Consider the following 19395-nt stretch of genomic DNA (forward strand, 5'->3'; position numbering starts at 1 on the left):
CAGGATGATCGAATTCGCTTTGTTCGGCTCGGGAAGAATCGGCAAGATCCATGCGGCGAATCTCGCGCGCCATCCGGGCGCGAAACTGAAATACGTGATCGACCGGCATGCGCCGTCGGCCGAAGCGCTCGCACACGCACACGGCGCGCAGGTCGCCGACATCGATCGCGCGCTCGGCGACGCAGCCGTGCAGGCGGTCGTGATCGCGTCGAGCACCGACACGCATGCGGACCTGATCGTCGCGGCGGCGAACGCGGGCAAGGCCGTATTCTGCGAGAAGCCGGTCGACCTGAGCGTCGAGTGCTCACGCGCATGCGCGGACGTCGTGCGCCGCACCGGCGTGACCTGCATGATCGGCTTCCAGCGCCGCTTCGACCCGACCTTCGCCGCGCTGAAGGCGCGCGTCGAACGCGGCGAGATCGGCGCGCCGGAGATGCTGGTCGTCACGAGCCGCGATCCGGGCGCACCGCCCGTCGACTACATCCGCAGCTCGGGCGGCATCTTCAAGGACATGCTGATCCACGACTTCGACGTGTTCCGCTGGATCCTCGGCGACGAAGCGCAGACGCTGCACGCGACCGGCAGTTGCCTGACCGACCCGGCCGTGCTCGATGCCGGCGACCTCGATTCGACCGCCGTCACGATCCGCACGCGGCGCGGGCTGCTGTGCCAGATCAACACGTCGCGGCGCGCGGCCTACGGCTACGATCAGCGCTTCGAGCTGCTCGGCAGCAACGGGATGCTGCAGGCCGGCAACGTGCGGCCGACCGAGGTGAGCGCGTGGCTGGCCGGCGGCATCGCGACGGACGTGCCGGAGCCGTTCTTCCTCGAGCGCTACCGGCATGCGTACGCGGCCGAGATCGCGCACTTCGTCGACGCGCTGCGCGACGGCACGCCGGTCAGGACGACGATCGACGACGGGCTCGCCGCGCTCGAGCTGGCCGAGGCCGCGATGACGTCGTGGAAAACGGGGCGCGTGATCGAGATGTGACGCAAGCGATGGCGGCCCGTGCAAGCGGGCCGCCGCCGTCGCACCATCGGCAGCACACCTGTACGAAATGCTGCGACGGCACGGCCGCATCGGGCAGATTTGCCGAAACGTCGCGCGGCATGCGCGTGAAAGCACGTATGATGGCGAATCGATCGGCGTCGCCGATATCCCGCTTTTTCACCATCATGCTCGATCACCTCATCTGCGACTGCGACGGCGTGCTCGTCGACAGCGAAGTCATCGCCGACCGCGTGCTGCTCGACACGCTGACCGCCACCTTCCCGCACATCGATTTCGAAGCCGCCGCGAAGTCGGCGTTCGGCCAGCAGACGTCGCGTTTCCTCGCGGGGCTCGAATCCCGCTTCGGGCTCGATATGCCCGCCGACTTCATCGAGACCATCGAGCACAACATCGAGATCGCGCTGGCGCAATCGCTCGCGCCGATCACCGGCGTGCGCGACGCATTGCTGAAGGTCAGCCTGCCGGCCGCCGTCGTGTCGAACAGCCGGCTCGTGCGCGTGCGCAATTCGCTGAAGCGCGCATCGCTCACCGAGATCTTCGGCGAGCGCGTGTTCAGTTCCGAGCAGGTGTCGCGGCCGAAACCCTACCCCGACGTCTACCTGCATGCGGCGCAGACGCTCGGCGTGGCGCCGGCGCGCTGCATCGTCGTCGAGGACAGCGTATCGGGGTTGAATGCCGCGCGTGCGGCGGGGATGAAGACGATCGCGTTCGTCGGCGCGAGCCACATCCCCGACAACTACGCGGACGCGCTGCGCGCGATGGGCATCACGCGGATCATGCGCAAGATGGACGAACTGCCGGCGCTCGTCGAAGCCGGCATGCGCGGCGAATTCGGCGACGTGCAGTCCTGACTTTCATTCAGGCCGGCCCGGCGTGCGCCGCTTCACGCACGCCATGCCACGGGCGCGCGAACGCGCCCGCTCCCTCCTCGCTCAGGCCGGCTCGCAGCAGCGCTCGCGCGCAGCGGCCAGCGCCTCGCGGAATTCGACGAGTTCCGCGATCGTCAGCATCGGCAGCCCGTGCTGTCGCGCGAAACGCTCGACGTCGTCGCCGCGCGTCATCGTGCCGTCCGGATTCATCAGCTCGCACAGCACGCCGGCCGGCTTCAGGCCCGCAAGGATCGACAGGTCGACCGTGCCTTCGGTGTGACCGCGGCGCGCAAGCACGCCGCCCGGTTGCGCACGCAGCGGAAACACGTGGCCGGGACGCACGATGTCGTGCGGCTTCGCTCCGTCGGCGATCGCCGCGCGGATCGTCGTCACGCGGTCGGCCGCCGATACGCCCGTATGCACGCCTTCGCGCGCCTCGATCGATACGGTGAACGCGGTGCCGTTACGGCTCTCGTTGGTCTGCACCATCGGCGGCAGCTCCAGCGCGCGCACCGTGTCGTCGGTCAGGCACAGGCACACGATGCCGCTGCACTCGCGGATCAGCAGCGCCATCGTCTCGGGCGTGATGCGCTCGGCGGCAACGATCAGGTCGGCCTCGTTCTCGCGGTCGTGGTCGTCCTGCAGCACGACCGCGCGGCCTGCGCGCATCGCTTCGAGCGCAGCGGCGATGCGCGGCGGCACCGGTTCGGAATCCAGCAACGGGAGATCGGCAAAGGCGTCGGCGGGAGCCGACGAAACGGACATCAAGGACATGTGAAACGCTCCTCGCAAATACGATTTGGGCGAAAAACGTTTCAGGGCATTGCAAACAGACAGAACGACAATCCGCTTCGCACGCGTCGCGAAGCGGCCCTGGCGGACATGACTATCTGCACATCTTCTCTCATCCGGACTGTGACCGTCGGCTCTGGCATTCGACCAGATCTGCTGACCCCGCGCGGTTGCGCGGGCGCTCGCGGGCTCGCCGGCTTACGCCAGCCTACCGCCGGTGGGGAATTTCGCCCCGCCCTGAAGACGCACTGATTGCCGGATGGGGGCTGCCCATCGCCGGCGGGCCAAGCATACAACAGCCGCGCGCATAGCGCAGCCAACAGCACTTAAAACCTTACTGACGACTCCGTCTAACGGCATCGTCCAAACAGCTGACTGCCGCGCTGCGATCCCGCCCGATATGGGGACGGCACCCGTTCCGTGCGACCCGCACGATCAGCCGGCCGCGTGCGCCGCATCGGGCACGAGCCAGCGCGGCGGCACCTCAGGGCTCACCGTCACGCGGAACGCGCGCGCTTCGCTGTCGCCCGGGTTGCGCAGGCTGTACGGCTGGTCGGCATCGAACACGATCGCGTCGCCGGTCGCGAGCAACTGGCGGCGGTCGTGCACGCTGACTTCGAGCGTGCCTTCGCTGACGACGAGATTGACCGTCGTGCCGGGCGCGCGGCGCGTGCCGGGCTCCGTATGCAGCGGCGCGATCCGCAGCTCGTGGAATTCGGCCGCGGCCGGCTCGCCTTCCGGGTACAGCGCACGCGCCGAGAAACGGCCGTTCGAGCTGACGACGCGCGACGCGCGCTCGGCCGCCAGGTGTTCGAAGCCGTTCACCGCATGGCGGCGCAGGAATGCGGCGACCGACACCTTCAGCGCCGCGGCGATCTTGCAGAGCACCTTGATCGACGGCACGCTGCGCGCCGACTCGATCTGCGCGAGCATCGCGCGCGACACGCCGGACAGCCGCGCGAGCGCATCGAGCGACAACTGCCGCTCGGCGCGCAAGCGCGCGAGGTTCACGCCGACGACCTGTTCGAGGACATCGAGCGATGCGGATGCCCGCGCGTCGGCGGCGTTGCCGGACTCGAAGGAGGACACATCGCGCACCAGCGCCAGGGGTGAAGACATAGCATTGCCTCCGGGCCGCTGCGCGGCCCTGCGTATGGGGTAAGCCGGGATCGGAATCGGGTTGCGCCTGCAACGGCGCGTATCGAGACGCTATCACCCGGCCTTGCGCGGGCAAACGAAGTTATCTTCACACCGTTATCAGCATCGCGGAGGAATGCGTTTCTCGCGAACCTTTTCCTGCCGCTATGGCGTCGCCGTCACGCCGCTATCGCGCCGCTATCGCGCCGCTCATTGCGCCGCCGGCGCCGCGCCGCGTGCCGGCGCCCGCGCGTCGAGCCGCATTGCAAGCCACGTGACGACGAGCGCCGCGAACGTCACCGCGACGGCGACCCACGGCAGCGTATCGAGCGCGAAGCCGTGTTCCAGCGCGAGGCCGCCGAGCCACGCGCCGCCTGCATTGCCGACGTTGAACGCACCGATATTGAGCGTCGACGCGAGATGCGGCGCGCTCGCGGCCTTCTCGACCACGCGCGCCTGCAGCGGCGGCACCGTCGCGAACGCGGCGATCCCCCACACGAACACGGTGACGGCGGCCGCGACCGGCAGATGGCTCGTCCTCGCGAACACGGCCATCACTGCCATCAGCGCGACGAGGATCGCGATCAGCGACGGCATCAGCGCGCGGTCGGCGAGCTTGCCGCCGATCGTATTGCCGATCGTCAGCCCCGCGCCGAACAGCACGAGGATCAGCGCGACCGAGCGCGGCGCGTAGCCCGACACCGTCTCGAGAATCGGCGCGATATACGTGAACACGACGAACACGCCGCCGAAGCCGAGCACGGTCATCAGCAGTGCGAGCCACACCTGCGGCTCCTTCAGCACGCGCACCTCGTGGCCGAGGCCGACGGGCCCGCTGTCGTGGCGGTTCGGCACGAGCGCGGCCACGCCGCCGAGCGCCAGCACGCCGAGCGCGGCCACGATCCAGAACGACGCGCGCCAGCCGAGCAGCTGGCCGACGAACGTGCCGAACGGCACGCCGAGCACGTTCGACAGCGTGAGCCCCGTGAACATCAGCGCGATCGCGCTCGCCCGCTTGTCGGCCGGCACGAGCGACGCGGCGACCACCGCGCCGATCCCGAAGAACGACCCGTGCGCGAACGACGTGACGACGCGCGCGACCATCAGCATCGCGTAGCCGGACGCGGTGGCACACAGCACGTTGCCGACGATGAAGATCGCCATCAGCAACTGCAGCGCGGCCTTGCGCGGCATGCGGCTCGTCAGCACCGCGAGCAGCGGCGCGCCGACCGCGACGCCGAGCGCGTATCCGGTGACGAGCAGGCCGGCCGACGGCAGCGATACGGCGAGATCGTGCGCGACTTCGGGCAGCAGGCCCATGATGATGAATTCGGTGGTGCCGATGGCGAAGGCGCTGATCGCGAGCGCCAGTAACGGAATGGGCATGACGTTCTCCGGAGGGCGGCGGAAGCGGCGCCCGGTCGGTGCCGCACCGCACAAGAAGCGGGATGTGCGCGCATTGTCCCGAATACGCCTATATTTGATAATTGGCGTGGCATTTGAACCATTTTCAAAAAATTCTGGAAAATCGAATGGATCGACTGGGCGACATCCGGCTGTTCGTCGAGGCCGCGGAACTGGGCAGCCTGTCCGCTGCCGGGCGCAAGCTGAACCTCACGCCGGCCGCCGCGAGCGCGCGCCTCGCGAAGCTCGAGGCGAAGACCGCGACGCGGCTCTTCGAACGCTCGACGCGGCAGTTGCGGCTCACCGACGAGGGCCGGCTGTACCTGAACTGCTGCCGGCAGGCGCTGCAGGCGCTCGACGACGCGGACGCGATGCTGCAGGAAGGCCGCAACGTCGTCGGCGGCAAGGTGCGGCTGTCGTCGACGTCCGATTTCGGCCGCAACCAGTTGCTCGACTGGCTCGACGAATTCACGACGCGCCATCCGGACGTCACGTTCTCGCTGACGGCGTCCGATTCGTCGTCGAACCTTTGGCAGGACGAAATCGACCTCGCGATCCGCTTCGCCGCGCCGCCCGACGGCGCGCTGATCGCCCGCCGTCTCGCGACGAACCGGCGCGTGCTGTGCGCGGCGCCGTCGTTCATCGAGCGCCATGGCGTGCCGGCCGATCCGCGCGATCTGGCCCGCTTTCCGTGCAACGTGATCACGATCGCGTCCGGGCCGATGAACGTCTGGCACTTCACGCGCGGCGACGAGGTGCAGATCCACACGGTGCCGGTCGCGACCGCGTTCGAGACCAACGACGGCGGCCTCACGCGCGAATGGACGCTGCGCGGCCACGGCATAGCGTTGAAATCGCTGTGGGACATCGCCGACGACGTCCGCGCGGGCCGGCTGCGCGTGCTGCTGCCCGACTGGCGGCACCAGGACGCGCCGCTGCACGCGATCTATCACAGCAAGCGCTACATGGCGCCGCGCGTGCGCGTGCTGCTCGACTTTCTCGCCGAACGCTTCGCGCGCGAGGAAGCCGCGCTCGACGACCTGCTTAACGCATGCCGCTGACGGCCGGTGCACCGCCGCTCAAGGGTCGGAACCTGACGACCGACGTCGCGCGGCCGCAACCCGCCGGCCATCCGGCGCAGCGCGAAAAGCTATAATGGAAAGCTTTCCCGACGGCCTTTCATGCTCGACGCGCGCAACCTGCGTGCAGCGCACGGCCGTCCCGATTCACCCTTGACGACGCCCCCAGGTCAACCACTGCGAACGGCGAATCCCCATGACCAAGAAAGTTTACGTAAAGACCTTCGGCTGCCAGATGAACGAGTACGACTCGGACAAGATGGTGGACGTGCTCAATGCGGCCGAAGGCCTCGAAAAGACCGACAACCCCGAAGATGCGGACGTCATCCTGTTCAACACGTGCTCGGTGCGTGAAAAGGCGCAGGAGAAGGTGTTCTCCGATCTCGGCCGCGTGCGCGAGCTGAAGGAAGCGAAGCCCGGCCTGCTGATCGGCGTCGGCGGCTGCGTCGCGAGCCAGGAAGGTGCATCGATCGTGTCGCGTGCGCCGTACGTCGACCTCGTGTTCGGCCCGCAGACGCTGCACCGCCTGCCGCAGATGATCGACGCGCGCCGCGCGAGCGGCCGCGCGCAGGTCGACATCACGTTCCCCGAGATCGAGAAGTTCGACCACCTGCCGCCCGCGCGCGTCGAGGGGCCGAGCGCGTTCGTGTCGATCATGGAAGGCTGCTCGAAGTACTGCAGCTACTGCGTGGTGCCGTACACGCGCGGCGACGAAGTGTCGCGCCCGCTCGACGACGTGCTGACCGAAGTGGCCGGCCTCGCCGACCAGGGCGTGCGCGAAGTCACGCTGCTCGGCCAGAACGTGAACGCGTATCGCGGCGCGCTGACGGCCGGCGCATCCGAGATCGCCGATTTCGCGACGCTGATCGAATACGTCGCCGACATCCCCGGCATCGAGCGGATCCGCTACACGACGTCGCACCCGAAGGAATTCACGCAGCGGCTGATCGACACCTACGCGAAGGTGCCGAAGCTCGTGAGCCACCTGCACCTGCCCGTGCAGCACGGTTCCGACCGCATCCTGATGGCGATGAAGCGCGGCTACACGGTGCTCGAGTACAAGTCGGTGATCCGCAAGCTGCGCGCGATCCGCCCCGACCTGTCGCTGTCGACCGACATGATCGTCGGCTTCCCCGGCGAGACCGAGGAGGATTTCGACAAGATGATGGCGCTCGTGCACGACATGAGCTACGACACGAGCTTCTCGTTCATCTACAGCCCGCGCCCCGGCACGCCGGCCGCCAACCTGCACGACGACACGCCGCGCGAAGTGAAGCTCAAACGCCTGCAACATCTGCAGGCGACCATCGAGGAGAACGTCGCGCGCATCAGCCAGTCGATGGTCGGGAAGGTCGAGCGGATCCTCGTCGAAGGCCCGTCGCGCAAGGATCCGAACGAACTCGCGGGCCGTACCGAGAACAACCGGGTCGTGAATTTCCCGGCGCCGCTCGCGTCGCACCCGCGCCTGATCGGCCAGATGATCGACGTGAAGATCAACCATGCGTACCCGCATTCGCTGCGCGGCGAGCTCGTGCTCGTCAGCGACGACGCGAGCGCGGCCACCCACTGACCGACGCATCACCGGAGCCCGACGCCACTTTGAAGCCCGCCCACCCCCTGGAATTCATCGCGCCGCGCGACGACAACGCGCGCCTCGCCAATCTCTGCGGCCCGCTCGACGAAAACCTGCGGCAGATCGAACAGGCGCTCGACGTGACGCTCGCGCGGCGCGGCCACCGGATCACGATCCGCGGGCGCGGCGCCAAGCTCGCGCTCGCGGCGCTCGACAACTTCTACAACCGCGCGCGCGATCCGCTGTCGGTCGACGACATCCAGCTCGCGCTGGTCGAAGTGCGCCACACCGCCGGCAACGGCCGCGAGAACACACTCGACGTGCGCTTTCGCGGCGACCCCGACCATCCGTTCGACGAGCCTGTCGTGCAGCTCGACGACGAGGCGCTCGAAGAGCAGGGGCCGAAGCTCTACACGCGGCGCGCCGACCTGCGCGGCCGCACGCCCGCGCAGCGCGAATACCTGAAGCAGATCCTGTCGCACGACGTCACGCTCGGCATCGGGCCGGCCGGCACCGGCAAGACCTACCTCGCGGTCGCGTGCGCGGTCGACGCGCTCGAGCGCGACCAGGTCAAGCGGATCGTGCTGACGCGCCCGGCCGTCGAGGCCGGCGAGCGGCTCGGCTTCCTGCCGGGCGATCTCGCGCAGAAGGTCGACCCGTACCTGCGTCCGCTGTACGACGCGCTGTACGACCTGCTCGGCTTCGACAAGACCGCGAAGATGTTCGAGCGCCAGATGATCGAGATCGCGCCGCTCGCGTACATGCGCGGCCGCACGCTGAACCACGCGTTCATCATCCTCGACGAGGCGCAGAACACCACGCCCGAGCAGATGAAGATGTTCCTCACGCGGATCGGCTTCGGCTCGAAGGCGGTCGTGACCGGCGACACGAGTCAGGTCGACCTGCCGCGCGGCCACAAGAGCGGCCTCGTCGAGGCGCAGCAGGTGCTGAGCGGCGTGCGCGGCATCGCGCTCACGCGTTTCACGAGCGCGGACGTCGTGCGCCATCCGCTCGTCGCGCGCATCGTCGAGGCATACGACGAGTTCCACGCGCAGCACCAGGACGGCTGACCGGCCGGCGGCGCCCGCGCTGCCCCGGCCTGCCGGCCCGGCCCGCCAGACGGCGCGCCGGGCCTTTTTTCGCCCGCGCGAATTCGGGTGCGATCGGCCGTTTGGTGTATCCTCAACGCGTTCCAATCGCCCCACGTGTCATGAAATCCTCCCGTTCTCGCAAGTCCGGCCGCACCCAGTCCGCCGCGCCCGAATCCCCCCGTCTTTCGCTGTTCGATGCGAAGGGCAAGGCCCGGACCGTCAACGCACTGGGGCTGCGAATCGACTTCCCGGACGGCCGCAGCCTGATGTTCGACCTGTCGGGCAGCTCGGGAGACGCGGCCGTCGCGATCGTCGCGCAGCACAACGATCCGGAGATGCGCGCGAAGCTGGCGCTGCAGCCCGAGCACTACGACAGCGTGACGCTGCACGTGGGCGCCGAACCCGCGCCGCGCGAAGACGAAATCGAAGGCGCGCTGCGCGAGCCGGAACTCGACCTGTCCGTGCAATACGGCGACGAAATCACGAGCGACGTGCGCAAGACGCTGCCCAAGCGCAAGCTGATCGCCGAATGGATCGAGCCGGCGCTGTTCGCCAGCGCGCAGCTCACCGTGCGCTTCGTCGGCGAAAACGAAGGCCGCACGCTGAACGCCGGCTACCGCCACAAGGACTACCCGACCAACGTGCTGACCTTCGCGTACGATGCGGCGCCCGACGGCACCGTGATCGGCGACCTCGTGCTGTGCTGCCCGGTCGTCGACAAGGAAGCGCACGACCAGGGCAAGCCGCTCACAGCCCATTACGCGCACCTGCTGGTGCACGGCGCGCTGCACGCGCAGGGCTACGACCACGAGACGAGCGACGAGGACGCGGCCGAAATGGAAGCGCTCGAAGTCGACATCCTCGCGAAGCTGGGCTTCCCGAACCCGTACCAGTAAGCCGGCCGCACGATGCGCAACGCCGCGATGCTCCCGCCCGCCTACCCGCCGTCGATCGGCGACGGGCGGCTGCTGACGGAAGACGAGCTCGCGGCGTCGCTCGCGCACACGATGCGCGACTGGGACGGCCGGCAGGACCTCTGGCTATTCGGTTATGGCTCGCTGATCTGGAACCCGGGGTTGCCGACCGTCGCCGCCGTGCGCGGCAAGGTGCACGGCTACCATCGCGGGCTCTACCTGTGGTCGCGCGTGAACCGCGGCACGCCCGAACGTCCGGGCCTCGTGCTCGCGCTCGATCGCGGCGGCTCGTGCTCGGGCATCGCGTTCCGGCTCGCGGGCCCGACCGCGCAGCCGCACCTCGAGACGCTATGGAAGCGCGAGATGCCGATGGGTTCGTACCGGCCCGCGTGGCTGCCGTGCTCGCTCGAGAACGGCGAGCGCGTGAACGCGCTCGCGTTCGTGATGCGCCGCGACGCGCCGACCTATACGGGCAAGCTGTCCGACGCCGTCGTAAAGGAAGTGTTCGGCTGCGCGGCCGGCCGCTACGGCACGACGCTCGACTACGTGAGCCGCACGGTCGACGCGCTGCGCGCGAGCGGCATCCCCGATCGCGCGCTGGAAGGGCTGCTCGCGCGATGCCGGTGACGCAACGCGACGCCCGGCTTGCCGCTGCGCGAAACCGCGCTCCCTGCGCATTCGAACGAGGTTCCTGCCGATGAAACCGTCACATTGGTCGCGCTGCAAGGTCGCCGCGCTGATCGTCGCCGCGAGTGTCGCGCTGTCCGGCTGCGGAATAATCGGCTGCGGCGGCGCCGCGACCAACGGCGCGGCCGCCGGCGGCTGCTCGACCGGCATGCGATTCTGAGCCGCGCGCCGGGCGCGATCGCATGCTGCAGAACGCCGCCCCGGTACCGACCGGCCGGCCGGTCGCCTTTCCCCGTCGCACCCACCCTTCCCGCATCCGTTTTTTGCCGCTGCTGCGCCGCCGCCCTTTTCTGGGATAGGATGGGTACGAGGACGATGCCGCGCCCGGCGCGGCCGTCCGCGAGCAGGCCCGCGCGGGCTGCGCACCCTGGCCGGTCGGCCGGGGTGACACGGTCGCGTCGTGCCCTTGGTGTATCCTTGCCTACTCCGTGACAGCGCGCCCCGGCACGACCCGGGCGCACCACCATGAACGATTCGTATCCCAGTCGTAAGCCAACCGACAAACCGCAAGAAAAGCGCTCGCTCCTCGAGCGCCTGACCGACTTCATCTCGCCCGAGCCCGAATCCCGCGGCGAGCTGCTGGAAATCCTCCAGGACGCCCACGAACGCAACCTGATCGACGCCGATTCGCTGTCGATGATCGAAGGCGTGTTCCAGGTATCCGACTTGTGCGCGCGCGACATCATGGTGCCGCGTGCGCAGATGGACGCGATCAACATCGCCGACAAACCCGAGGATTTCATCCCGTTCGTCCTCGAAAAGGCGCACTCGCGCTACCCCGTGTTCGAGGAGAACCGCGACAACGTGATCGGCGTGCTGCTCGCGAAGGATCTGCTGCGCTTCTACGCCGAAGAAGAGTTCGACGTGCGCGGGATGCTGCGCCCGGCCGTGTTCATTCCCGAATCGAAGCGCCTGAACGTGCTGCTGCACGACTTCCGCGTGAACCGCAACCACCTCGCGATCGTCGTCGACGAATACGGCGGCGTCGCGGGCCTGATCACGATCGAGGACGTGCTCGAGCAGATCGTCGGCGACATCGAGGACGAATACGACTTCGACGAGGAAGCCGGCAACATCATCGCGGGGCCGGACGGCCGCTACCGCGTGCGCGCGCTTACCGAGATCGAACAGTTCAACGAGGCGTTCGGCACCGATTTCCCCGACGACGAAGTCGATACGATCGGCGGCCTGATCACCCATCATTTCGGACGCGTGCCGCACCGCGGCGAGAAGCTGCAGCTCGGCAACCTCGTGTTCGAGATCCAGCGCGGCGATGCGCGCCAGGTTCATGTGCTGCTGGTACGCCGCAACCCGCTCGCCAGCCGTCGCGCCGACACCTCGCACGAGGACTGACCGTCCCGCGCCAGCCGCGTCTCCTTCAACCGCTCGCCCACTTCCGCTTCACATGGACGATCCGATCCCGTCCCGCCCGGCTGGCGGCCTTCTCGCGCCGGCACCCGGCCGCGCGCTGCCGCGCTGGCACTACCCGGCCGCGCTGCTCGCCGGCGCGGCCAATACGCTCAGCTTCGCACCGACGCCGCACGGCGGCTGGCTGCAGCTCGCCGTATTCGTCTGGTTTTTCGCGCAACTGACGCGCACGTCGAGCTGGCGCGGCGCCGCGCTCACGGGCGGCGCGTTCGGCTTCGGCAACTTCATCAGCGGCGTCTGGTGGCTCTACATCAGCATGCACGTATACGGCGAGATGGCCGCGCCGCTCGCGGGCGGCGCGCTCGTGCTGTTCTCGCTGTACCTGTCGCTGTACCCGGCGTTCTCGGCCGGACTGTGGTCGTTCTGCGCGGGCCATGCGTGGCATCGCCGCGCGCCCGACCCGCGGCCGTTCTCGCCGACCTGGCACGGCGCGTTCGCGTTCGCGAGCGCGTGGGCCTTCGGCGAATGGCTGCGCGGCACGCTGCTCACCGGCTTCCCGTGGCTCGCGAGCGGCTACCCGCAGGTCGACGGCCCGTTCGCGGGCTTCGCGCCGATCGTCGGCGTGTACGGGATCGCGTGGGTGCTCGCGCTGTTCGCCGCGCTGGTCGTGCAGGCGCTCGCCGCCGCGCGCCCGTCGCCCGCGCGTGAAAGCGGCGCCGGCGGCAACGCGCGCGTGCGCATCGCCGCGCCGGCCGGCGTCGCCGTCGCGCTCGTCGCGGCCGGCCTCGGGCTGTCGCAGGTCACGTGGACCGTGCCCGCGAACGCGCCGCTCACCGTGCGGCTGCTGCAGGGCAACGTGAAGCAGGACATCAAGTTCGAGCAGGAAGGCATCGACGCAGCGATCAAGATGTACCAGCAGATGATCGTCGAGAAGCCGGCCGACCTGATCGTCACGCCCGAGACCGCGATCGCGGTGATGATCCAGGAGCTGCCCGAGCCGTTCGCCGTCGCGATCCGCAAGTTCAGCGACACAACCGGTTCGGCCGTGCTGTTCGGCGCGGTCGGCGCGTCGGTGACCGAGGAGGGCCGCTACGTCGACTATACGAACAGCCTGTACGGCGTGACGCCGAACTCGCGCGACATCTATCACTACGACAAGCACCACCTCGTGCCCTTCGGCGAATTCATTCCGTGGGGCTTCCGGTGGTTCGTCGACCTGATGAAGATGCCGCTCGGCGATTTCGCGCGCGGCGCGCCGGTGCAGAAGCCGTTCCTCGTGCACAACCAGCCCGTGATGGCCGACATCTGCTACGAGGATCTGTTCGGCGAGGAAATCGCCGCAACGATCCGCGACAACCCGCAGCCGCCCGGCGTGCTCGTCAACGTGACGAACCTCGCATGGTTCGGCGACACGATCGCGCTCGACCAGCACCTGCAGATCGCGCGGATGCGCTCACTCGAAACGGGCCGGCCGATGCTGCGCTCGACCAATACCGGGATGACGGCCGCGATCGACGCGCACGGGCGCGTGCTCGGCCAGTTGAAGCCGTTCACGATCGGCTCGCTCGACGTGCGGATCGAAGGCACGAGCGGATTCACGCCGTACGTGACGAGCGGCAACAACATCGTGCTCGCGGTGTCGTTCGTGCTGCTTGCGTTCGGCTTCACGTTCGGGCCGGGGCTGCGCCGGCGCAACGGCCCGAAGCCCGACGACGACCGGCACGCATGACGCGGCCCGCGACCGCAACGCGGTCGGCCGCTCAGGCCTGCCGGGCCGATCGGTCCGATTGAGCCGGCTGCGCGGCCAGGCTCCGCAGATCGCGGCTCACCTCCTCCATCACCGGTTCCCACGCGCCGAACGTCCGCTGCCGATACAGCGTCGCGGTCGGATACCACGGGCTGTCCTTGCGTTCGAGCAGCCATGGCCAGTGCGGATTCACGTCGAGCAGCACCCAGGTGCGCGCACCGAGCGCGCCCGACAGGTGCGCAACCGACGTGCACACGGTGATCACGAGATCCAGCGCGCCGATGAACGCGGCCGTATCGTCGAAGCTCTTCAGTTCCGCCGTGAAGTCCGCGATCGCGAAGCCGGCTGCGCGCGCCGCCGCGACATCCGCATCCGCGCCCGGCTGCAGCGAATAAAACGCGACGCCGTCGATCCCGCGGAACGCGTCGGCATAGCGCTCGAGCCCGACGCGCCGGAACGGATTGCGCTGGTGGCCCGCACTGCCCGTCCACACGAGCCCGACCTTCAGCCGGCGCTCGCCCGCGAGCCGCGCGCGCCACGCATCGCGCGCCTCCGGATCGGCCCGCAGGTACGGCACCGACGACGCGAGCGTCGACGCTTCCATGCCCAGCATCAGCGGCAGGCCGATCAGCGGCACTTCGTAATCGAATGCGGGCAGCGCGTCGACGCCGCCACCCGCGCCGAACGTATCCGCCTGCGCGCCCAGGCTGCGCTGCATCAGCGTGCCCACCTGCGGGAACGTATTCCACGCGAGCCGGCCGCCTTCGCGATGCACGCGCTCAGCGAGCGGCGTGACGAAGCGACAGAACTGCAGCACATCGCCGAGCCCCTGCTCGCCCCATACGAGCAGCGTCTTGCCCGCGAGCGGCTCGCCCTGCCAGCGCGGGCCCGGCAGCGCCGGCCGGCGGCCGCGCAGTTCGCCCGCGCCGTCCCAGCGCGCCTCGTGGCCGCGCCAGCCGGCCGCGTGGTTGCCGCGCACGAGCTGGATGATCGCGAGGTTGAAACGGAACGACGCGTCGTCGGGCGCCAGCTCGCACGCACGCGCCGCGTAACGCTCGGCGTCGCCCCAGCGCTGCGCCTCCTTCATCGCCATTGCGACGTTGTTCATCGCGAGCGCGTTGTCGGGCGCGAGGTCGGCGAGCCGCGCGGCGCACGCGAGCGCGCCGTCGAGGTCGTGCGTCGCGATCCGCGCGACGACAAGGTTGATCCACGCCTGCACGTCGCGCGGATCGGCGTTCACGGCCGCGTCGAGCAGCGCGATCTCCTCCGCGCGGTCGCCGCCCGACAGCCGCAGCGCGATCGCGAGGTTGTTGCGCAGCGACGGCCAGCCGGCATCGGCCGCCAGCGCCGCACGGTATGGCGCGACCGCGTCCGCGTGACGGCCGGCGATCTGCAGCGTATAGCCGTGATTGAAGTGCGCGGCCGCGCCCGGCCGCACGCGCGCCGCGCATTCGGCGAGCGCGAGCGCGTCGGCCGGGCGCTGCCGCGCGACGAGCGTCGATGTGAGCTGCGCGAGCGCATCGGCGTCGACCGCGTGCAGATGGGCGGCTGCGGCGAGCCACAGATCTTGCGCGGCGCGCTCGCCGCGCGCCTGCGCATCGGCGGCGTGCCGGAGCAGCGCGAGGAACGGCGGAAGCAGCGGAATGAGGATGTCGGTCGGGTCGTCCATGCGATCGGAGCCTGCAAGCGGTGACGCGGCACGCGTCGCGCGAACCGCAATACGCGCATCTTAACGCCCGCGCGAAGCGGCGCGACAAGCGCGTCGCGACGGGCCGCATGCGCCCGCGCGAAGCGCATGGGGCCACGCTTGCGCAGGCCGCGGGAAGCGGGCCGGCAGCGGCCTCGCCAGCGTTCCGGCCGCATCCGGTCGCCGATCCGGTAAAATTACGCGTTTCAGCACACTAACAAGCCGCGCCGCCGCGCGAGCCGACCCTCGGGGCCCTGCCCGGAGCGCGGCCCGCAACGGAGCGCCAGCGCCTCGAAGGCTCTTCATGCTTACGTTTCAGCAAATCATCCTGACGCTGCAGTCCTACTGGGACAAGCAGGGTTGCGCCCTGCTCCAGCCCATCGACATGGAAGTCGGCGCGGGCACGTCGCACGTCCACACGTTCCTGCGCGCGGTCGGCCCCGAGCCGTGGCGCGCCGCATACGTGCAGCCGTCGCGCCGCCCGAAGGACGGCCGCTACGGCGAGAACCCGAACCGCCTGCAGCACTACTACCAGTACCAGGTCGTGCTCAAGCCAGCGCCGGAAAACATCCTCGACCTGTACCTCGGCTCGCTCGAGGCGCTCGGCTTCGACCTGAAGCAGAACGACGTGCGCTTCGTCGAGGACGACTGGGAAAACCCGACGCTCGGCGCATGGGGGCTCGGCTGGGAAGTGTGGCTGAACGGGATGGAAGTCACGCAGTTCACGTATTTCCAGCAGGTCGGCGGCCTCGACTGCAAGCCCGTGCTCGGCGAGATCACGTACGGCCTCGAGCGTCTCGCGATGTACCTGCAGAAGGTCGAGAACGTGTACGACCTCGTGTGGACCGAGTGGGAGGAGCATGGCCCGAACGGCCCCGAGCTGCGCCGCCTGTCGTATGGCGACGTCTACCACCAGAACGAGGTCGAGCAGTCGACCTACAACTTCGAGCACGCGAACGTCGACCTGCTGTTCACGTTCTTCAACAACTACGAGGCGGAAGCGAAGCGGATGATCGACGCGCAGCTCGCGCTGCCCGCGTACGAGCTCGTGCTGAAGGCCGGCCACACGTTCAATCTGCTCGATGCGCGCGGTGCGATCTCGGTGACCGAGCGCGCGGCGTACATCGGCCGCATCCGCGCGCTGTCGCGTCTCGTCGCGCAGGCTTATTACGACTCGCGCGAGAAGCTCGGCTTCCCGATGCTCGGCAACCCGCCGGGCGTGCCGGGCCTCACCACCGACGCCCAGGACGCCGCGCAGCCGGCATGGGCACCGCCGCTCAAGGTCGAACGCAAGATCGACCAAGACTGACGAGACGAGATTTCTTCCAAACATGACGCACAATCATCCCGCTCCCCTGCTCGTCGAACTGCTGACCGAAGAGCTGCCGCCGAAGGCCCTCGCGCGCCTCGGCGACGCATTCGCCGAAGGTCTCGCGCAACGCCTCGCGGCGCGCGACCTCGTCGAAGGCGAACTCGTGTTCGAACGCTACGCCACGCCGCGCCGCCTCGCCGTCGTCGTGCAGAACGTGCGCGCCGTCGCACCTGACAAGCAGGTCCGCGAAAAGGTCCTGCCCGTATCGGTTGCGCTCGACGCCGAAGGCAAGCCGACGGCCCCGCTCGCGAAGAAGCTCGCGGCGCTCGGCCACCCGAACCTGTCGATCGCCGATCTCGAGCGCGCGCAGGACGGCAAGGCCGAAGCGTTCTTCATCAACTATTCGGCAGCCGGCGCGACGCTCGCCGACGGCCTGCAGGCCGCGCTCGACGAAACGCTCGCGAAGCTGCCGATCCCGAAGGTGATGACGTATCAACGCCCGGACGGCTCCGACGTGCAGTTCGTGCGCCCCGTGCATCGCCTGACGGTGCTGCACGACGATCGCATCGTGCCCGTCACCGCGTTCGGCATCGACGCCGGCGACACCACGCTCGGCCACCGCTTCCTGTCCGACGGCCTCGTCGCGATCCAGCATGCGCGCGCCTACGCCGACACGCTGCGCGACAAGGGCCGCGTGATCGCGCACTTCGCCGATCGCCGCGAAACGATCCGCACGCAACTGAACGAGCACGCGAACGGCGACACGGTCGTGATGCCCGAAGCGCTGCTCGACGAAGTGACGTCGCTGGTCGAATGGCCGGTCGTCTATCCATGCCGCTTCGAGGACGAATTCCTGCAGGTGCCGCAGGAATGCCTGATCCTCACGATGCAGACGAACCAGAAATATTTCGCGCTGACCGACGTCGGCGGCAAGCTGCGCTCGCGTTTCCTGATCGTGTCGAACATCGAGACGAAGACGCCGGGCGAGATCATCGAAGGCAACGAGCGCGTCGTGCGCCCGCGCCTCGCCGATGCGAAGTTCTTCTTCGAGCAGGACAAGAAGAAGCCGCTCGCCGACCGCGTGCCGCTGCTCGCGAACGTCGTCTATCACAACAAGCTCGGTTCGGCGCTCGCGCGGGTCGAGCGCCTCGAGGCGCTGGCCGGCGAGATCGCACCCGCGATCGGCGCCGACGCCGCGCACGCGAAGCGCGCCGCGCGCCTCGCGAAGGCCGACCTGCTAACCGACATGGTCGGCGAATTCCCGGAACTGCAGGGCACGATGGGCACGTACTACGCGCGCCACGACGGCGAAGCCGACGACGTCGCGCTCGCGTGCGCCGAGCACTACCAGCCGCGCTTCTCCGGCGACGCGCTGCCGACCACGCCGGTGTCGACCGCCGTCGCGCTCGCCGACAAGCTCGAGACGATCGTCGGCATCTGGGGCATCGGCCTCGCGCCGACCGGCGAGAAGGATCCGTTCGCGCTGCGCCGCCACGCGCTCGGCGTGTTGCGTCTGATGCTCGAGAAGCAGTTGCCGCTCGATCTCGTGTCGCTGTTGCGCACGGCCCACGCGCGCTTCGAAGGCGTGCCGGGCGTCGCCGAAGCGACCGATGCGATCTTCGCGTTCTTCATGGATCGCCTGCGCGGCCTGCTGCGCGAGCGCGGCTATTCGGCCGGCGAAGTCGACGCGGTACTGAGCCTGAACCCGACGCGCGTCGACGATCTCGTCGCACGCCTCGACGCGGTGCGCGAATTCACGCTTCTCGTGGAAGCCGAAGCGCTCGCGGCCGCGAACAAGCGGATCTCGAACATCCTGAAGAAGTCGGAAGGCGGCGTGAACGGCGCGGTGCAGCCGGCGCTGCTCGTCGAAGCCGCCGAGAAGGCGCTGCACGAACAGCTCGCGGCCGTGACGCCGCACGTGCAGTCGCAGCTCGAGGCGCGTGCATACACGGGCGCGCTGTCGGCGCTCGCCGCGCTGCGCGCGCCGGTCGACACGTTCTTCAACGACGTGATGGTCAACGCGGAAGATCCCGCGCTGCGAGCGAACCGTCTCGCGCTGCTGTCGGCGCTGCACCAGCAGATGAACTGCGTCGCCGACATCTCGAAGCTCGCCGCATAAGGGCCGCACGATGCCGACCAGCCCCACCCGAAAACTCGTCGTCCTCGACCGGGACGGCGTGATCAACGTCGATTCGGATGCGTTCATCAAGACGCCCGACGAATGGATCGCGCTGCCCGGCAGCCTCGAGGCGATCGCCCGGCTCAACCACGCGGGCTATCGCGTGGTCGTCGCGACCAACCAGTCCGGCATCGGTCGCGGGCTGTTCGACATGGCCGCGCTCAACGAGATGCACCTGAAGATGCATCGCGCGGCGGCCGCGGTCGGCGCACGCATCGACGCGGTGTTCTTCTGCCCGCATACGGCCGAGGATCACTGTGACTGCCGCAAGCCGAAGCCCGGCATGATGCAGATGATCGCCGAGCGCTTCGAGATCGATCCCGGTCACACGCCGGCCGTCGGCGATTCGCTGCGCGACCTGCAGGCCGGTGTCGCGGTCGGCTTCCAGCCGCACCTCGTGCTGACCGGCAAGGGCAAGAAAACGCTCGCCGCCGGCAATCTGCCGCCCGGCACGAAGGTCCACGACGACCTGCGCGCGTTTGCGCTCGATTTCCTTTCACACGAACACGAGTGATGCGGCTGCCGCGCGCATCCTCCCCAACGC

At 68.9% G+C, this 19395-nt stretch carries 17 protein-coding genes and 1 riboswitch; of the genes, 13 read left to right on the forward strand and 4 right to left on the reverse strand.

All coding sequences use genetic code 11. The annotated features are described in order from the left end of the window. The first annotated feature begins 4 nt into the window (after nucleotides 1–4). Nucleotides 5–991 (forward strand): inositol 2-dehydrogenase, encoded by a 987-nt coding sequence (gene iolG, locus FPJ27_RS32920; protein ID WP_204424432.1) that lies wholly within the window; start codon nucleotides 5–7, stop codon nucleotides 989–991. A gap of 185 nt (nucleotides 992–1176) precedes the next feature. Beyond that, nucleotides 1177–1863 carry an HAD family hydrolase gene (locus FPJ27_RS32925; protein ID WP_204424434.1) on the forward strand — a complete coding sequence of 229 codons (687 nt, stop codon included), beginning with the start codon at nucleotides 1177–1179 and terminating at the stop codon, nucleotides 1861–1863. 81 nt (nucleotides 1864–1944) lie between these two features. Here FPJ27_RS32925 and ribB read toward each other — a convergent pair whose 3' ends face one another. The 3 genes from ribB to FPJ27_RS32940 form a co-directional block, all read right to left on the reverse strand. Beyond that, entirely contained in the window at nucleotides 1945–2655 is a 711-nt protein-coding gene (gene ribB, locus FPJ27_RS32930; protein ID WP_072443457.1) for a 3,4-dihydroxy-2-butanone-4-phosphate synthase, read from the reverse strand. A gap of 118 nt (nucleotides 2656–2773) precedes the next feature. Next, nucleotides 2774–2922, reverse strand: a riboswitch (FMN riboswitch). A 186-nt stretch (nucleotides 2923–3108) separates the two neighbouring features. After that, nucleotides 3109–3792: an XRE family transcriptional regulator gene (locus FPJ27_RS32935; RefSeq protein ID WP_072443458.1), complete on the reverse strand. Its 684-nt coding sequence runs from the start codon at nucleotides 3790–3792 to the stop codon at nucleotides 3109–3111. Between the two features lie 228 nt (nucleotides 3793–4020). Beyond that, nucleotides 4021–5196 carry an MFS transporter gene (locus FPJ27_RS32940; protein WP_204424436.1) on the reverse strand — a complete coding sequence of 392 codons (1176 nt, stop codon included), beginning with the start codon at nucleotides 5194–5196 and terminating at the stop codon, nucleotides 4021–4023. A 146-nt stretch (nucleotides 5197–5342) separates the two neighbouring features. On the opposite strand from FPJ27_RS32940, the gene FPJ27_RS32945 reads away from it, so the two are divergent. From FPJ27_RS32945 to lnt, 8 genes are all read left to right on the forward strand, one after another. After that, the gene (locus tag FPJ27_RS32945) at nucleotides 5343–6275 is read left to right on the forward strand and encodes a LysR family transcriptional regulator (protein WP_204424438.1); all 933 of its coding nucleotides are present in this window, start codon (nucleotides 5343–5345) and stop codon (nucleotides 6273–6275) included. A 214-nt stretch (nucleotides 6276–6489) separates the two neighbouring features. Further along, nucleotides 6490–7863 (forward strand): tRNA (N6-isopentenyl adenosine(37)-C2)-methylthiotransferase MiaB, encoded by a 1374-nt coding sequence (gene miaB / locus FPJ27_RS32950; RefSeq protein ID WP_034178970.1) that lies wholly within the window; start codon nucleotides 6490–6492, stop codon nucleotides 7861–7863. A 29-nt stretch (nucleotides 7864–7892) separates the two neighbouring features. Beyond that, on the forward strand, nucleotides 7893–8936 hold the full coding sequence (locus FPJ27_RS32955; RefSeq protein ID WP_034178971.1) for a PhoH family protein: 1044 nt from the start codon (nucleotides 7893–7895) through the stop codon (nucleotides 8934–8936). Between the two features lie 140 nt (nucleotides 8937–9076). After that, nucleotides 9077–9853: an rRNA maturation RNase YbeY gene (gene ybeY, locus FPJ27_RS32960; RefSeq protein WP_204424442.1), complete on the forward strand. Its 777-nt coding sequence runs from the start codon at nucleotides 9077–9079 to the stop codon at nucleotides 9851–9853. A 12-nt stretch (nucleotides 9854–9865) separates the two neighbouring features. Then, nucleotides 9866–10498 carry a gamma-glutamylcyclotransferase gene (locus tag FPJ27_RS32965; protein ID WP_072443462.1) on the forward strand — a complete coding sequence of 211 codons (633 nt, stop codon included), beginning with the start codon at nucleotides 9866–9868 and terminating at the stop codon, nucleotides 10496–10498. A gap of 70 nt (nucleotides 10499–10568) precedes the next feature. Continuing rightward, a complete protein-coding gene (locus FPJ27_RS32970) occupies nucleotides 10569–10718 on the forward strand; it encodes a hypothetical protein (RefSeq protein WP_204424446.1) in 150 nt (49 codons plus the stop codon). 305 nt (nucleotides 10719–11023) lie between these two features. Next, nucleotides 11024–11911: a transporter associated domain-containing protein gene (locus FPJ27_RS32975; RefSeq protein WP_072443463.1), complete on the forward strand. Its 888-nt coding sequence runs from the start codon at nucleotides 11024–11026 to the stop codon at nucleotides 11909–11911. Between the two features lie 52 nt (nucleotides 11912–11963). Next, the gene (lnt, locus tag FPJ27_RS32980; RefSeq protein ID WP_175962014.1) at nucleotides 11964–13655 is read left to right on the forward strand and encodes an apolipoprotein N-acyltransferase; all 1692 of its coding nucleotides are present in this window, start codon (nucleotides 11964–11966) and stop codon (nucleotides 13653–13655) included. A 31-nt stretch (nucleotides 13656–13686) separates the two neighbouring features. Here the strand turns inward: lnt and FPJ27_RS32985 are convergent, their stop codons facing one another. Next, nucleotides 13687–15342, reverse strand: coding sequence for a hypothetical protein (locus FPJ27_RS32985; RefSeq protein WP_204424449.1), 1656 nt, complete (start codon nucleotides 15340–15342; stop codon nucleotides 13687–13689). Between the two features lie 322 nt (nucleotides 15343–15664). Between FPJ27_RS32985 and glyQ the strand changes: the two genes are divergently transcribed. The 3 genes from glyQ to gmhB are packed head-to-tail and all read left to right on the forward strand — an operon-like array spanning nucleotide 15665 to nucleotide 19365. After that, a complete protein-coding gene (gene glyQ, locus FPJ27_RS32990; RefSeq protein WP_072443466.1) occupies nucleotides 15665–16669 on the forward strand; it encodes a glycine--tRNA ligase subunit alpha in 1005 nt (334 codons plus the stop codon). A gap of 22 nt (nucleotides 16670–16691) precedes the next feature. Then, nucleotides 16692–18791 (forward strand): glycine--tRNA ligase subunit beta, encoded by a 2100-nt coding sequence (gene glyS, locus FPJ27_RS32995; protein ID WP_204424452.1) that lies wholly within the window; start codon nucleotides 16692–16694, stop codon nucleotides 18789–18791. 10 nt (nucleotides 18792–18801) lie between these two features. Beyond that, nucleotides 18802–19365, forward strand: coding sequence for a D-glycero-beta-D-manno-heptose 1,7-bisphosphate 7-phosphatase (gmhB, locus tag FPJ27_RS33000; RefSeq protein WP_034178978.1), 564 nt, complete (start codon nucleotides 18802–18804; stop codon nucleotides 19363–19365). Nucleotides 19366–19395: the final 30 nt, after the last annotated feature.

Source organism: Burkholderia sp. MS455, from assembly GCF_016899445.1.
Classification (GTDB): Bacteria; Pseudomonadota; Gammaproteobacteria; order Burkholderiales; family Burkholderiaceae; genus Burkholderia; species Burkholderia pyrrocinia_C.

Coding starts and splice junctions, on each gene's coding strand:
- iolG (WP_204424432.1), top strand. CDS start 5: ATGATCGAATTCGCTTTGTTCGGCTCGGGAAGAATCGGCAAGATCCAT.
- FPJ27_RS32925 (WP_204424434.1), top strand. CDS start 1,177: ATGCTCGATCACCTCATCTGCGACTGCGACGGCGTGCTCGTCGACAGC.
- ribB (WP_072443457.1), bottom strand. CDS start 2,655: ATGTCCTTGATGTCCGTTTCGTCGGCTCCCGCCGACGCCTTTGCCGAT.
- FPJ27_RS32935 (WP_072443458.1), bottom strand. CDS start 3,792: ATGTCTTCACCCCTGGCGCTGGTGCGCGATGTGTCCTCCTTCGAGTCC.
- FPJ27_RS32940 (WP_204424436.1), bottom strand. CDS start 5,196: ATGCCCATTCCGTTACTGGCGCTCGCGATCAGCGCCTTCGCCATCGGC.
- FPJ27_RS32945 (WP_204424438.1), top strand. CDS start 5,343: ATGGATCGACTGGGCGACATCCGGCTGTTCGTCGAGGCCGCGGAACTG.
- miaB (WP_034178970.1), top strand. CDS start 6,490: ATGACCAAGAAAGTTTACGTAAAGACCTTCGGCTGCCAGATGAACGAG.
- ybeY (WP_204424442.1), top strand. CDS start 9,077: ATGAAATCCTCCCGTTCTCGCAAGTCCGGCCGCACCCAGTCCGCCGCG.
- FPJ27_RS32965 (WP_072443462.1), top strand. CDS start 9,866: ATGCGCAACGCCGCGATGCTCCCGCCCGCCTACCCGCCGTCGATCGGC.
- FPJ27_RS32970 (WP_204424446.1), top strand. CDS start 10,569: ATGAAACCGTCACATTGGTCGCGCTGCAAGGTCGCCGCGCTGATCGTC.
- FPJ27_RS32975 (WP_072443463.1), top strand. CDS start 11,024: ATGAACGATTCGTATCCCAGTCGTAAGCCAACCGACAAACCGCAAGAA.
- lnt (WP_175962014.1), top strand. CDS start 11,964: ATGGACGATCCGATCCCGTCCCGCCCGGCTGGCGGCCTTCTCGCGCCG.
- FPJ27_RS32985 (WP_204424449.1), bottom strand. CDS start 15,342: ATGGACGACCCGACCGACATCCTCATTCCGCTGCTTCCGCCGTTCCTC.
- glyQ (WP_072443466.1), top strand. CDS start 15,665: ATGCTTACGTTTCAGCAAATCATCCTGACGCTGCAGTCCTACTGGGAC.
- glyS (WP_204424452.1), top strand. CDS start 16,692: ATGACGCACAATCATCCCGCTCCCCTGCTCGTCGAACTGCTGACCGAA.
- gmhB (WP_034178978.1), top strand. CDS start 18,802: ATGCCGACCAGCCCCACCCGAAAACTCGTCGTCCTCGACCGGGACGGC.